Origin of the sequence: Photobacterium malacitanum, from assembly GCF_900185615.1 — a bacterium.
GTDB classification, from domain to species: Bacteria; Pseudomonadota; Gammaproteobacteria; order Enterobacterales; family Vibrionaceae; genus Photobacterium; species Photobacterium malacitanum.
Genome location: NZ_FYAK01000001.1, coordinates 1,076,306 through 1,090,585 on the forward strand (window position 1 = coordinate 1,076,306; position 14,280 = coordinate 1,090,585).

Genomic DNA, 14,280 nt, shown 5'->3' on the forward strand with positions numbered 1-14,280 from the left:
TATGTCGGCTTGGAAAGTTATGATCGTCGATGATCATCCGTTAATGCGCAGAGGTATTGGGCAGTTACTCAGTTTTGAAAATGAATTTGATGTTATTGGTGAAGCCAGCAATGGTAATGAAGCCATTGCGCTTGCCCATAAAATGCCCGTCGATCTAATTTTATTAGACCTCAATATGAAAGGCATGTCAGGTTTAGACACTCTAATTACATTACGTAATGAAGGGATTGATGCTTGTATTGTGATTCTGACGGTATCCGATAATCATGCAGATATAAAAACACTCATCGATGCTGGTGCTGATGGCTATTTACTCAAAGATACCGAGCCTGATGAACTGATTAGGTTATTAAAAACCGCCTTAAACGGAGGCAAAGCATACAGTGAGGTTGTGACTGCTTTTTTAACTAATAACAGCACTGATAATACCCTTTTCTCAACTCTAACTGATAGAGAAAACCAAATATTACAAGAGGTTGCTAAAGGACATACTAATAGAGTGATTGCTGAGTCATTGTTTATTTCAGAAGCAACAGTCAAAGTGCATATGAAAAGCTTATTGCGCAAGTTGCAAGTGAAATCACGCACAGCAGCAACGGTACTGTATTTACAAACCTTAGGTTACTAACATTAGCTTACTAGCATTAGGCTACGATTAGATCATCTACTTGCTATAAAAAACCGCAGCGTGAATAAACACCTGCGGTTGATAATGCTAACATGATTAGGGTGAATTACACCGCTAAAGATGCCATTAAATCCTGCTCTCTCGACTCGACCCACTGCAAATCAAACGGTCCCCAGTCACTTAATTTATAATAGCCATCATTATGACGACGCCCATCTTGAATAAAAGTCAATTCAATACCTAAGCCTGGTAGGGCTTTTAATACATCTTGAATCGTCCGTCGTGGCCAACCTGTTTGTTCAATTAAACGAGGAACATTAGGGCGTTCGGTGTGTTCAACAAGTAATGCCAAATAAAGTCTGCGGGCAAAAACTGGATTCAGTTCCATTGGGGCCTCCATAATATACTGTGTCTATTATTGCCCGTTCTCAAATGAGGATGTTGCGTTTGATCAACGAGGTCAGTGGTTTAATGGCTATCTATCATAATAAAAGCGAGTTTGATCTCATTTTTATGAAAACTATCGTCATAAACAATAATGCAAAATCATCACCAACAAAGTGTAACTGTTGCGATAAGCTTGTAATCTCGCTATAAAAGATAATTAATTTATTATAAAAAGTCAGCCAAATATGAACACAATTGCTTACGGTATAAAAAACTGCGACACCATCAAAAAAATGAAACACTGGCTCGCAGCCGAAAATATTGATTATAAATTTCATGACTACCGTGTCGATGGTATCGATCTTAGCTTGCTAGAAACCTTTGAAGCGGCGTTAGGCTGGGAAGCGATGGTCAATAAACGCGGGACGACTTTCCGCCAATTAACGGCTGAACAAAAAGCGAACCTCAACCGTGAAACCGCATTGCAATTAATGCTAGAGCAACCTGCAATGATAAAGCGACCATTATTACAACATAATAACCATTACTACTTAGGCTTTAAACCTGACCAATATCAGGCTATTTTTCTTACTAAATAACAAGGATACAAGGATGTCTGACAGTCCCGTTATTGCACTTGCAAAAGATCTTATAAGCCGCCCTTCAGTCACTCCTGAAGATGCGGGTTGCCAAGCGTTAATGATCGAACGTCTACAAGCGCTAGGATTCACAATTGAAACAATGGTATTTGAAGATACCACCAACCTATGGGCTCGTCGTGGTAACCAAGCTCCGCTATTTGTGTTTGCAGGCCATACTGATGTCGTTCCTTCTGGACCTGCAGAACAATGGCATACGCCGCCTTTTGAACCAACCATTGTTGATGGCTACTTACACGGACGTGGTGCCGCAGATATGAAAGGTTCACTGGCATGTATGGTGGTGGCGATTGAACGCTTTATTGCTCAGAACCCTCATAATAATGGCTCAATTGCACTGCTCATTACCTCTGATGAAGAAGGGCCTTTCATTAATGGTACCACGCGAGTCATCGACACCTTAGAAGCACGTAATGAAAAAATAGATATGTGTATTGTCGGTGAGCCATCAAGCACCGCGACTATCGGGGATATTGTTAAAAATGGCCGTCGCGGCTCAATCACTGGCGATCTCATTGTTAAAGGTATTCAAGGTCATGTTGCCTACCCACATTTAGCCAATAACCCGATCCATCAAGCACTGCCTGCTTTAGCCGAACTTGCAGCTACCCATTGGGATAATGGTAATGATTTCTTTCCACCAACAAGCTTTCAAATTCCCAATATTGCTGCAGGAACTGGCGCATCAAATGTCATTCCGGGTCAATTTGAAGTCCAATTTAATTTCCGCTTCAGCACAGAATTAACGGATGCCGATATTAAACGTCGTGTGCACGCAATATTGGATGCTCATCAACTAGAATACGATTTAAAATGGACTCTCAGTGGTCATCCATTCTTAACCGATAGTGGCACCTTGGTTGATGCGGTAGTCGCTGCTATTACCGACATCAACCACACTCCGCCGCAACTGCTCACCACAGGTGGTACCTCTGATGGTCGATTTATTGCTCGCACTGGTGCACAAGTTGTTGAGCTTGGACCGGTCAATGCCACCATTCACAAAGTTAATGAATGTGTGAAAGTCGCCGATCTTGAAACGCTAACCGATATGTATCAGCAGATCCTCCACAACGTTTTATAATTACCGCTCCGTTTATCTATTATTAACGCTGTTCAGGTTTGATGACTGAACAGCTAATCATGCGATCTTTGATAGCTAATTATGCATTGCTGTAATGATGAACTCATCGCAGCCAATCACTATTATTGGTATGCTATTTATTCTGTGGTCATTATTTATTAATGGTACTTGATAGATTAAATCGAGATTATCGTGTGAGGTGAATATGGAATGGTTTTTTAATCCTTGGGTTATCTGTGTGATTATTATTGCAGTGATCGCCAGTAATATTGCCGCTTTAAAGTACACTGCTTATATGCGAACAGGACTTAAAAAAAGACAACCACCATCCACATCACTCGATGATCCTCAATCATCACCCACGACAAATACTCATCACTCTGACACCAGCAACCACTCGCAGGATAAAAATGACTGATATAAAAACATTAGATAGCCATATTGTTTATCAAAATAAATGGATGACAGTACGAGAAGATAAAATCCAGCGTCAAAGTGGTGCCCAAGGCATTTATGGCGTGGTCGAAAAACCTGATTGTGCGGCAATTTTGGCGATTGATAATGGTTGTATTCATTTAGTACAACAGTTTCGCTATAGCATTAAGCAACGCTGTTGGGAGATTCCACAAGGTGCTTGGGAAGCTAATCCTAACGCAGATCATCTCGATCTTGCCAAAGGCGAACTACAAGAAGAAACGGGCTTAGTGGCTGATAAAATGACCTACTTAGGTAGCCAATTTATTGCTTATGGTTTTTTAAATCAGACCTGCCATATCTACTTAGCAACACAATTACATTCCGCGCCACAACAGCAACGAGATCTCGAAGAAGAAGATTTAATTAGCCAATCTTTTACCATTGCGGAGTTTGAAGCAATGATCATCAACGGTGAATTAAAAGATAGTGTGACGATTGCGGCTTATGGACTTGCAAAATTAAAACAAGCAATCTAAGTACTAAAACGCTAATCTAAACCAATAAAAAAGCTGCCATTTTAGTGGCAGCTTTTTTGATGGGGATTATCTTTTCATTTGCATTGCAGTGCAGTTTAATTACTACGAACGGCTTAAGTAATCTGCCACACCCACCCACTTGTAACTGGTTAGCTCTTCTAACCCCATTGGGCCTCGAGCATGCAGTTTCTGAGTTGATACCGCCACTTCAGCACCTAAGCCAAATTGTGCGCCATCAGTAAACCGAGTTGAGGCATTAACGTATACCGCAGCAGATCCAGCAGCATTAACAAATCGCTCAGCAGCTTGTAGATTATTGGTTAAGATCGAATCTGAGTGACTAGCATTATGTTTACGCATATGAAAAATGGCTTCATCAACATCGGCAACGACTTTTACGCCTAAGGTATAACTTAGCCATTCGGTATCAAAATCACCTGCTTCAGCTTTTCGTAACAAGCTTGCTTTACCTTCCAATAAGCTAAACGCAGTATCATCAGCAACTAATGTTACTTTAGCCTTATTCATACGCTCAACTAAACGCGATAAGAAAGTCGCAGCAATGTTCTCATTCACTAATAACGTATCTAATGAATTACATGCAGAAGGACGTTGCACCTTAGCATTTTCAACTACGTCTAATGAGCGTGATAAATCAGCACTGTCATCAACATACATGTGGCTAATACCAAAACCACCAATAATTACCGGAATAGTGCTGTTTTCTTTACACATTTGGTGCAAACCCGCACCGCCACGTGGAATGATCATATCAACATATTGATCAAGTTTTAGCAGCTGTGATACGTATTCACGATCAGGCTGTTCAATATATTGTACTGATGCCGCTGGTAAACCTGCTTTTGCTAATGCAGCCTGAATAACCTTAACTAACGCCATATTTGAATGGAAGGTTTCACGGCCGCCACGCAAAATGCTTGCATTACCGGTTTTAAGACATAGCGCTGCAATATCAATGGTTACATTAGGACGAGCTTCATAAATTACTCCCACCACACCTAATGGCACTCGACGACGGCTTAAGCGCATACCGTTTTCTAGCACTCGGCTATCAAGCTCAGCACCAACAGGATCTTGTAAATTAATCACGTTGCGTACATCACTGGCAATGGCACTGATGCGTGCTTCATTAAGTAATAAACGGTCAATCAATGCTTCAGACATACCGCTTGCAATCGCGGCATCAATATCTTGTTTGTTAGCGGCAAGAATTGCCACTTGATTAGCTTCTAGTTCATCAGCAATAATCGCCAACGCAGTATTTTTTACAGCTGTAGCAGTGGTGGCTAATTCAAACGCAGCCAGTTGTGCTGCTTGTCCCATTATTTCAAGATTCACAGTAATTCCTTTCTTAAATTAAATGCACTCAATGAGTCAGTTATCAATGTAACTGACCACTGCTATTAAATAACAACCATATCATCGCGATGGATTGCAGCATGACCATACTCATAGCCTAAAACCTGATGAATATCATGGCTGTGCTTACCGGCAATTTTAGTCATATCATCACTTGAGTAACGGCTAATACCACGTGCGAGTAAGACATTATTACTATCAAAAATTCGAACGACTTCACCACGTTCAAACGATCCTTTTACCTGCGTAATACCTTTAGCAAGTAAACTGCTGCCTTTTTGTTGTACCGCAATCACAGCACCATTATCAATTACAATATCCCCAGCTGGCGGAGGCCCGGCAAGGATCCATTGTTTACGCCCTTCAAGCGATGACTTTAGTGGCAGAAAACGCGTACCGACAGCTTTGCCTGCCGCCAGATCAACAATCACGTCAACGCGACGTCCAGCAGCAATAATCACTTCAATACCTGCACGACAAGCAACTTCTGCTGCTTGTAATTTGGTTGCCATACCACCGGTGCCTAAACCACCAACAGTGCCACCAGCTAATTTACGTAATTTATCATCAATGGTAGCGACTTCATGAATCAACTCCGCATTTGGATTACTACGCGGATCGGCGGTAAATAATCCCGCCTGATCGGTCATCAGTAGTAACTTATCAGCACCACCTAAAATACCCACTAATGCAGAAAGGTTATCGTTATCACCAACTTTAATTTCTGTGGTAGCAACGGCATCGTTCTCGTTTACAACAGGCACGATACCATTATCTAATAGCGCTACTAACATATCGCGCGCATTTAGATAACGTTCACGATCGTGTAAATCTGCGCGAGTTAATAACATTTGACCAATGTTGATCCCATAGATACCAAACAAGGTTTCCCACTCTTGAATTAAACGCCCTTGACCAACAGCAGCAAGCAGTTGCTTACTTGCCATGGTTTTGGGTAGTTCGGGGTAACCTAAATGCTCACGACCAGCAGCAATCGCGCCAGAAGTAACAATGATAATTTTATGGCCTTGACTACGTAACATAGCGCATTGACGCACTAACTCAACCATGTGGGCACGATCGAGTTTTAATGTACCACCAGTGAGTACACTAGTACCTAGTTTGACGACGATAGTATGGGTTGCAGCAGCGGCAGCAACGTCTTGCTTTTGAGCATTAGATTTTTTTGAATCAGCCATGAGATCAAACAATAGATTGAAATAATAAATGTTCTTTGTTGTATCAATCCCTATCGAAAAGCACAAGAAAAAAACAATGACAAAATCAATATTAGCGGGCTTTCGTGGCTTGTTTGGGCATTAATTGCCATAAATAAGAGTGATGACACCACATGGCAACATAATAAATGCATATTTATGATGATTTCATAAAATCGCAATGTAATGTCACCTGTGGTGATAGTCTAACTTTTCAGCCAATATTAAGATTACTTAATGGACAATTCAGCCAGCGGAGTTTGGGTTAATGTTGCGGCAGGGATCAGTGTCAATTGACATTCATCAACGATAAAAGGTGTCAATTTAGGGTAGAAATCAACCAATGTTTTTAATACTGCATCATGATGTTTAGCCGGTAATTTACCATTCACCCACTCACCCGTAGCATTATAGCGACCAAAATCATACTCATATTCATAGCCAGTATCTGTCGCAGTCATCACCAACCACCAACCCCAAAACTCTCGTTGCTCAGGATCTTTTTCTGCATTAACACAGCTTGCTAAGCAGTCAAAAAAGAATCGTTGCGGTTGTGATTTTTTTTCACGAAGATAAGGACCAATTGCGGTCAATTTAGACATTAAACGTCCATGTGGTGGAAAAATTGTTGCTGTTGTCATTGTATTATCCATCCATAGTCAGCGGTATTTGATACACAAGTAAGACTTACTGTCCTGTCATTATCTATGTCGACGTAACAATTCGCTCAACATAATAATAATTTCTTATAGTATGGATAAATTTTAACAAAATAACAAACCATAACAGTTAATTTTGCTAACAATATCATGACAATATATTTTTTCTATAAAAAACGGAATCACACTATGGTGCAATTCCGCTAATAAATGATGGCTATTGCTCAGGGTAATAATTACTGCATTTTATCATCGAGCCATTTAACGACTTCTGTCATTACGCGATGATAGCCATCATAAATTGGTTTCTCAGGTAACGTCATCGCCTTACCGCCATAACTTGATAAGGCAATCAGCTGATTATCCATTTCAGGGCAAATAGGATCGTTTTTAAGTCCAATACCTAACATCGGAATATCCACTCGACGGCGACCTAAAATACCTTGGTTTTTTAATGACCATGCGGGTAAATGCGATTTAATACTGGCTTCTGCTTGGCCATTTTTGCCCATTCGAGACGCTAGAACATCGAGATACATACGTGGCATTTGATCTAACAGTTTAGGTTGAGTAAGAAAGCTATTGATTGCGCCACCAATACTGACACAGGTTTTTAAGCGCGTTGGCTCCATAAATCCAAGTCGAATCGCAGCATTACCTCCCATTCGTAATCCCACCATCGCAACGTTGCGGTTATCAACCCACGGTACATCTCGAATTTGTTGTAATAGTGCTTGGTGTAAACGACTGGTATCTTCGGTTAAATTCCAACGATCACTATGACCAACAGATGGCATATCTAAGGTCACCATTGCATACCCAGCAGGGCCTAAGTAATCTTTATATAACCGCCACAGATCACTTTGCAACGTCGCTAAGCCACCACTAACAATTACTGTAGGTAATAATTTATCGGTACGTGGCAGATGAATGAAGGCCTCAAAGGTCTTATTTTCATATTTAACATCAATTTTACGCATATCATGTGGACGTAGATCAATCGCCTCACGGTAACTTTGATTGGCTTGTAATTCGGCCTGATCAGCCAATTGATCACCTTTTATATAAGGATATGCAGCAATACTGTAATGAGTACTGGCTTTTAACAATAATTCTGATGCTATTAACTTATCGCCATTATTAGCAGCTATACGGGCTAATTGCTGATAACTAGACGCTAATTGTGACCACTCATAAGTCCAGTTACCCGGACGATAACCAATAACTGTATCTAATAAATGTGCTGTTGTACGAGGAGCATCTGAAGCAGCTATCCGTGCTAAAACCGCTTCTTGCTCAATCGGATCAACACCTTGCCATATCCACTGTGGACGCCGTAAAACACGATACCAACCAAGCTGACTTTCACCATCAAGTGCATTATTTACATCACCACTACGAACATGTGCAATTTTTACAATATTTGAGGTTTCTTTGCTGGTTTGGCGAGGTGCAAATAGCTTCTCTGATAGATTTTGTTTTGATGATTGTTCGGACACGGCATCCTCCAACGTATAACACATATTTTAATAGACTTAGATAATATACCTAAACCACTCTCAATAACTAAAATCTATAAAAAAAGACGCCAACAAGGTGGCGTCTTTAATAAAACTTAGTTTTCAAAACTGCTCATCAACACACTATCATTGTCTGTTGAATCCGTTTTAACTAACAGATTTATTTTTTAGCAATCGGATCAACGTAAGTAACCGCCATATCCCAAGGTTGTTCAATCCATGTATCTTGAGGAATGTTAACCACAAAATCATCAACTAAATGTTGACCAGCAGGTTTTGCACATACCGTTACAAATTTAGCACGTGGGTACAGTTCACGAATTTTTTCCGCAGTACCACCAGTATCAACTAAATCATCAACCACGATAAAGCCTTCACCATCACCATCTGCTTGCTTGATCACATTCATATCGCGCTGATGATCATGATCATAGCTAGAAATACATACTGTATCAATATGACGAATGCCTAACTCACGCGCCAAAATAGCCGCTGGCACTAAACCGCCACGGCTAACAGCAATGATCCCTGTCCACTGCTCAGCCGGTAGCAATTTCTCTGCTAGTTGGCGCGTGTACATTTGCATGTTATCCCAAGTGATGACGAATTTATTACTCATAGTAAAACAACCTCTGAAACAGCGATTCGAAAACCGCATAAATTTATGTAAGCGTAAATAACATTACACTTATAAGAAAATAATCTTCGCAAGGAATAACGCAGAAATAACCCAAACACTGATATTTACTTCACGTCCCTTGCCACTTAATGCTTTCACTACCGCAAACGTAATGAAACCAAGGCCAATCCCTTCTGCAATTGAGTAGGTTAACGGCATAAGTAAACATACAACAACGACAGGCGCAGCTTCTGTTAGGTCGCGCCAATCAATAGATACCAAACCTGACATCATCAAAATAGCTACGTAAAATAATGCACCAGCGGTAGCGTATACTGGAACCATACCAGCTAATGGTGCAAAAAATAACGCCAGTAAGAATAACATGCCTACCGTAACGGCTGTTAGGCCTGTACGACCACCAACTGCGACACCCGACACACTCTCGACAAAAGATGTGGTATTTGAGGTTCCCAGTAATGCACCAATAGAAGTTGCAGTACTATCTGCTAATAATGCACGGTTTAAACGCGGTAATTTACCATCTTCACCAATCAGGTTAGCTTTGGTCGCGACCCCAACTAATGTGCCTGCAGTATCAAATAAATCGACAAACAAAAATGCAAATACAATTGAAATTAAGCCAACTTCCATTGCACCAGAGAAATCAAGCTGCATAAAAGTAGGTGCAATACTTGGTGGCATAGACATGATGCCGTTGTACTCAACTTCACCCACGATAATACTGATTGCGGTAACAATTAAAATGGCGATCAATACAGCGGCTTTAAAGCCACGCTGAACTAAGCCAATGGTTAATACAAACCCAAGTCCTGCCATTATTGCCGGAAAGCTGGTTAAATCGCCGGCTTTAACTAATGTCGCAGGGCTTGCCACGACAATGCCGGATGTTTGCAATGCGATAAAAGCTAAAAACAGACCAATCCCCGCCGAAATACCAATTCGTAATGAATGAGGAATAGAGTTAATGATCCATTCACGCACTCGCATAACACTCAGCGCGATAAAACATAAACCAGATAAGAATACAGCTGCTAACGCGACCTGCCACGTATGACCCATACCTAAAACAACGGTATAAGTAAAAAAGGCGTTAAGCCCCATACCGGGTGCTTGTGCTACCGGATAATTAGCATAAAAACCCATCACAAAGCAGCCAATCATTGCCGCTACACAAGTAGCAACAAACACTGAACCCTGATCCATTCCTGTACTGGCTAACATAGTGGGGTTTACAAAAATAATATAAGCCATTGTCAGGAAAGTGGTCACACCGGCCATAATTTCAGTGCGCACTGTTGTGCCATGTTCTTTGAGTTTAAACAACTTTTCTAGCATGCTTCTCGATTCCTTAGAGATAGGCAATAAACTAACAAACACGTTAAGAAATAGAAAACGTTTGCGCAATCCATTTCGGCGCTGATTATAATCATGCGATCCCGCAATTTCCAGATTTTATCGTTGAAAAGCGTAAAACAATGACAAAGGTGATTTACATCAGTGAAGAAAACAACAATAAAAACTTAAAATTCAATTAATTAAAGGAAATTCAATAGCGCTTGTTTTTTAATCATTTACTTTATTAAACACGACAATAAGGGTTAATAAAGACCGATAATAAAACCTAATTACAGCAATAACAGAAAAGCAGATAAAAAAACGCCACTTCAAAATGAAGTGGCGGCAGAATGTTATAAACAACGCTACAGCGTTATCAAGAATTCTTAATTTAGGGGGTAAACAAAATTGCACTTTGTCTCGTTGAATAACAACCAAACAATTAAAACTTATTAATAACGGTACGGCGCTGGGTAATGGAAATTACTGGTATAGACCGAACGATTATTCCAAAAATGTGTCATTGAAGAAAAAATTTTCATTTAAATCACCTTAATCATAAGTACACCAACACATCATTGCTGGCGGGTTGCCGTCATGGCTCACTTATTCTCGGTTCCTTGGAGGCGATATCTCGGGTTCATCCTGAACATGTCGTGTTAATTATTGTGCCACTCAGCGTGGCTTGACTAAACTATAACCAAAAAGTAATAATCTTACAATATTTATTTTAACTAGCTCACACTTTTTGAAAATTATACTTGAGAGGCGGGCTTTAATGTAAATTTACTACATTCTTATTTACTTATAATGCCACACCTTTTCTATTGATTATTTTTTGGTGTATTTGTTTACATTACATGCATAACAATGATTATGGTTAGTAAACCCTCCATCATTGACACTATAACTGCAGAAATCAGTGGTATAAGATTTTATTATTTGCCCTATCTCCCCTAAAGACAGAGTGATATGCTAAAACCAAAGCGATAAAAATACTCGCTCCCTAATTTTGTCATTTTACGGCTAAAACCCTACAAAATGACACTAGCCCAGTCTCATATATAAAAGGAAGGCTACCGTGTCTGAAATTACTCAACTATCACCAAAAGCTGTTTGGCATTTCTTTGATAAGATTTGTTCAATTCCTCATCCATCTAAATATGAAGAACAATTGGCACAATACATTGTCTCTTTTGCACAGGCTGAAGGACTTGATGTTCGTCGTGATAATACCGGTAATGTGATTATCAAAAAACCAGCAACAGCTGGCATGGAAAATCGCAAAGGAGTTGTACTTCAAGCGCACATTGATATGGTGCCCCAAAAAAATGAAGATACCGTTCACGACTTCACTCAAGATCCAATCATACCTTTCATCGATGGTGAATGGGTGACTGCAACAGGCACGACATTAGGTGCTGATAACGGCATGGGTATGGCAACATGTCTAGCAATTTTAGCCGCTAAAGATATCGAGCATGGCCCATTAGAAGTATTACTAACCATTGATGAAGAAGCTGGCATGACTGGTGCCTTTGGCTTAGAAGCTGGCTGGCTTGAAGGCGATATTCTTTTAAATACCGATTCTGAGCAAGAAGGCGAAGTCTACATGGGTTGTGCTGGCGGTGTTGACGCTGCATTAACCGTTGATATTCAACGCGAAGCAATCCCTGTAGATCACCAAGCAATTAAACTGGTTATTAAAGGCCTAAAAGGCGGCCACTCTGGCTGTGATATTCATACCGGCCGTGGTAACGCTAATAAATTAATGGCGCGTTTCTTTGTCGGTCATGCAGATGAGCTTGGTCTACGTATCAATAACTTCACTGGTGGTAGCCTGCGTAATGCCTTACCTCGTGAAGCAACAGTTATTGCAACATTACCCGCAGCAAATATCGATAAACTTAATGCTTTATTTGCTGAATACCTTCAAATGGCGAAAGCTGAATTAGGTCATGTTGAAACAGATCTAGTCTTCTTTACTGAAACATGTGCTACTCCTGCTGATATCATCGTTACTGCTGATCAAACCCGTTTAATGAATATTTTAAACGTTTGTCCGAACGGTGTTATTCGCATGAGCGATGATATTGAAGGTGTGGTTGAAACCTCATTAAACATGGGCGTGATCACCACAGAAGCAGACAAAGTTACTATTCTATGTCTTATTCGTTCGTTGATCGACTCAGGCCGTAGCTACGTTGAAGGTATGTTGCAATCACTAGCTACGCTAGCGGGTGCTAAATGTGAAGTATCAGGAGCATATCCTGGTTGGAAACCTGATGCAGATTCTGAAATCATGCACGTTTTCCGTGATACTTATCAACAAATGTACGGTAACAAACCTAATATCATGGTGATCCATGCCGGTCTTGAGTGTGGTTTATTTAAAGAACCTTACCCAGAAATGGACATGTTATCATTTGGTCCAACAATCAAGTTCCCACACTCACCTGATGAGAAAGTGAAAATTGATACAGTGCAAATGTTCTGGGATCAAATGTTAGCGGTTCTAAAGAATATTCCGGTTAAAAAATAACTCACCGAGTTAGCTTAATAACCCATTAAAAAACGGACCTTGCGTCCGTTTTTTATTGCTCACCATTATCTTACTTACCATCAAAAACCAAATGATAACTGCTGTGCCTTTAATCCTTGTTCTAAGCCAACGCTTAACCCGATTAGACGAATTTCTCGACCTTGTTGACGCGTAAGTGCTTCCGTTAATAGCGGCACAAATTGTTGTTTATCTAGTTTAGGACAACTGTGTTCCACCGTTGTTTGTTGAAAATCAGCAAATTTTAATTTGATCCCCTGCTTAGCGATATTCAATTGAGGTCGCACCTTACGTAACCGCTGCTCTAATTCTGAATGTAAGTGCTCAATCACCTGCCAGCATTGATCGTAACTTGCGATATTTTTATGAAACGTTCGCTCAACCCCGACAGACTTACGCTGTCGTTCAACAATGACTTCACGCTCATCAATACCATGAGCACGCAGCCACAATGATTGACCAAATTTACCAAACTGTTGTAATAACTGTTGTTGTTCATAATTTTGAACATCTCGGCCCACATACAAACCTAGCTGATGCAATTTTTGAATGGTGACTTTTCCTACACCAGGGATTTTTTCAAGTTTCAAATCCGCAACAAAATCATCGACTTGTTCAGGTGTTACCACATATTGACCATTAGGCTTATTAAGATCAGACGCCACTTTTGCAATAAACTTTACCGGTGCAATCCCTGCTGAGGCGGTGAGGTTAAGTTCACACTCAATCGCTTTACGAATATCTAACGCAATGAGAGTTGCAGAGCCGTGTAACATCTCACACTCGCTGACATCTAAATACGCTTCATCTAATGATAATGGTTCTATTTTATCGGTATAACGCGCAAAAATAGCCCGTATTTGCTGTGAAACTTGACGATAAACCTCCATCCGTCCACGCACAAGGGTTAAATGTGGACATAATTTCATTGCTTGTGCTGTCGGCATCGCGGAATGAATCCCATATTTACGGGCTAAATAATTACAGGTACTCACTACTCCCCGTTGCTCTGAACGACCACCGATAGCAATCGGAATATCACGTAAAGCAGGGTTATCACGCATTTCAACAGCTGCGTAAAAGCAATCCATATCGACATGAATTATCTTACGTTGGCTAGGCAATGGATTGATCACAGCAAATACTCATCAATAAACACAACAAATAACTGTTTTTATATACAGCTATTATACGCCAATTTAAGTCCGTACTGTAACTATCTCAACATTCATTTTTACACATATAAATAAACAAT

Annotated in this window: 14 protein-coding genes; 6 read left to right on the forward strand and 8 right to left on the reverse strand. The window is 40.4% G+C overall.

The features are described 5' to 3' along the window. Nucleotide 1: 1 nt before the first annotated feature. Nucleotides 2-628 (forward strand): response regulator, encoded by a 627-nt coding sequence (locus PMAL9190_RS04855; RefSeq protein WP_087844140.1) that lies wholly within the window; start codon nucleotides 2-4, stop codon nucleotides 626-628. A 106-nt stretch (nucleotides 629-734) separates the two neighbouring features. On the opposite strand, the gene PMAL9190_RS04860 is transcribed toward PMAL9190_RS04855, so the two are convergent. Continuing rightward, complete coding sequence (locus PMAL9190_RS04860; RefSeq protein ID WP_060999529.1) at nucleotides 735-1,016, reverse strand: winged helix-turn-helix domain-containing protein; 282 nt, start codon at nucleotides 1,014-1,016, stop codon at nucleotides 735-737. A 244-nt stretch (nucleotides 1,017-1,260) separates the two neighbouring features. Between PMAL9190_RS04860 and PMAL9190_RS04865 the strand changes: the two genes are divergently transcribed. From PMAL9190_RS04865 to PMAL9190_RS04880, 4 genes are all read left to right on the forward strand, one after another. Beyond that, nucleotides 1,261-1,614 carry an ArsC family reductase gene (locus PMAL9190_RS04865; protein ID WP_087844141.1) on the forward strand — a complete coding sequence of 118 codons (354 nt, stop codon included), beginning with the start codon at nucleotides 1,261-1,263 and terminating at the stop codon, nucleotides 1,612-1,614. Nucleotides 1,615-1,627: 13 nt separating this feature from the next. Then, a complete protein-coding gene (gene dapE / locus PMAL9190_RS04870) occupies nucleotides 1,628-2,758 on the forward strand; it encodes a succinyl-diaminopimelate desuccinylase (protein WP_087844142.1) in 1,131 nt (376 codons plus the stop codon). Nucleotides 2,759-2,963: 205 nt separating this feature from the next. Then, a complete protein-coding gene (locus PMAL9190_RS04875; RefSeq protein WP_087844143.1) occupies nucleotides 2,964-3,176 on the forward strand; it encodes a DUF2897 family protein in 213 nt (70 codons plus the stop codon). Further along, nucleotides 3,169-3,711, forward strand: coding sequence for an NUDIX domain-containing protein (locus PMAL9190_RS04880; protein ID WP_087844144.1), 543 nt, complete (start codon nucleotides 3,169-3,171; stop codon nucleotides 3,709-3,711). Before PMAL9190_RS04875 ends, PMAL9190_RS04880 begins: the two co-directional genes overlap by 8 nt. A gap of 102 nt (nucleotides 3,712-3,813) precedes the next feature. On the opposite strand, the gene PMAL9190_RS04885 is transcribed toward PMAL9190_RS04880, so the two are convergent. From PMAL9190_RS04885 to PMAL9190_RS04910, 6 genes are all read right to left on the reverse strand, one after another. After that, the gene (locus PMAL9190_RS04885; RefSeq protein WP_200813363.1) at nucleotides 3,814-5,070 is read right to left on the reverse strand and encodes a glutamate-5-semialdehyde dehydrogenase; all 1,257 of its coding nucleotides are present in this window, start codon (nucleotides 5,068-5,070) and stop codon (nucleotides 3,814-3,816) included. A gap of 65 nt (nucleotides 5,071-5,135) precedes the next feature. Then, on the reverse strand, nucleotides 5,136-6,290 hold the full coding sequence (proB, locus tag PMAL9190_RS04890; RefSeq protein WP_087844146.1) for a glutamate 5-kinase: 1,155 nt from the start codon (nucleotides 6,288-6,290) through the stop codon (nucleotides 5,136-5,138). Between the two features lie 248 nt (nucleotides 6,291-6,538). Beyond that, nucleotides 6,539-6,949, reverse strand: a complete 411-nt coding sequence (gene crl, locus PMAL9190_RS04895; RefSeq protein WP_087844147.1) for a sigma factor-binding protein Crl — start codon at nucleotides 6,947-6,949, stop codon at nucleotides 6,539-6,541. Nucleotides 6,950-7,203: 254 nt separating this feature from the next. After that, a complete protein-coding gene (gene frsA, locus PMAL9190_RS04900) occupies nucleotides 7,204-8,466 on the reverse strand; it encodes an esterase FrsA (protein WP_235004276.1) in 1,263 nt (420 codons plus the stop codon). 181 nt (nucleotides 8,467-8,647) lie between these two features. Further along, on the reverse strand, nucleotides 8,648-9,106 hold the full coding sequence (gpt, locus tag PMAL9190_RS04905; protein ID WP_087844149.1) for a xanthine phosphoribosyltransferase: 459 nt from the start codon (nucleotides 9,104-9,106) through the stop codon (nucleotides 8,648-8,650). A 69-nt stretch (nucleotides 9,107-9,175) separates the two neighbouring features. Next, complete coding sequence (locus PMAL9190_RS04910; protein ID WP_087844150.1) at nucleotides 9,176-10,465, reverse strand: NCS2 family permease; 1,290 nt, start codon at nucleotides 10,463-10,465, stop codon at nucleotides 9,176-9,178. A 1,081-nt stretch (nucleotides 10,466-11,546) separates the two neighbouring features. Between PMAL9190_RS04910 and PMAL9190_RS04915 the strand changes: the two genes are divergently transcribed. After that, nucleotides 11,547-13,007, forward strand: a complete 1,461-nt coding sequence (locus PMAL9190_RS04915; protein ID WP_087844151.1) for an aminoacyl-histidine dipeptidase — start codon at nucleotides 11,547-11,549, stop codon at nucleotides 13,005-13,007. Nucleotides 13,008-13,087: 80 nt separating this feature from the next. On the opposite strand, the gene dinB is transcribed toward PMAL9190_RS04915, so the two are convergent. After that, the gene (dinB, locus tag PMAL9190_RS04920; RefSeq protein ID WP_087844222.1) at nucleotides 13,088-14,158 is read right to left on the reverse strand and encodes a DNA polymerase IV; all 1,071 of its coding nucleotides are present in this window, start codon (nucleotides 14,156-14,158) and stop codon (nucleotides 13,088-13,090) included. Nucleotides 14,159-14,280: the final 122 nt, after the last annotated feature.

Excerpts from the sequence above, each read along its gene's own strand:
- PMAL9190_RS04860 (WP_060999529.1), bottom strand. The coding sequence starts at position 1,016 with ATGGAACTGAATCCAGTTTTTGCCCGCAGACTTTATTTGGCATTACTT.
- PMAL9190_RS04865 (WP_087844141.1), top strand. The coding sequence starts at position 1,261 with ATGAACACAATTGCTTACGGTATAAAAAACTGCGACACCATCAAAAAA.
- gpt (WP_087844149.1), bottom strand. The coding sequence starts at position 9,106 with ATGAGTAATAAATTCGTCATCACTTGGGATAACATGCAAATGTACACG.
- PMAL9190_RS04855 (WP_087844140.1), top strand. The coding sequence starts at position 2 with ATGTCGGCTTGGAAAGTTATGATCGTCGATGATCATCCGTTAATGCGC.
- PMAL9190_RS04910 (WP_087844150.1), bottom strand. The coding sequence starts at position 10,465 with ATGCTAGAAAAGTTGTTTAAACTCAAAGAACATGGCACAACAGTGCGC.
- PMAL9190_RS04875 (WP_087844143.1), top strand. The coding sequence starts at position 2,964 with ATGGAATGGTTTTTTAATCCTTGGGTTATCTGTGTGATTATTATTGCA.
- crl (WP_087844147.1), bottom strand. The coding sequence starts at position 6,949 with ATGACAACAGCAACAATTTTTCCACCACATGGACGTTTAATGTCTAAA.
- PMAL9190_RS04880 (WP_087844144.1), top strand. The coding sequence starts at position 3,169 with ATGACTGATATAAAAACATTAGATAGCCATATTGTTTATCAAAATAAA.
- proB (WP_087844146.1), bottom strand. The coding sequence starts at position 6,290 with ATGGCTGATTCAAAAAAATCTAATGCTCAAAAGCAAGACGTTGCTGCC.
- dapE (WP_087844142.1), top strand. The coding sequence starts at position 1,628 with ATGTCTGACAGTCCCGTTATTGCACTTGCAAAAGATCTTATAAGCCGC.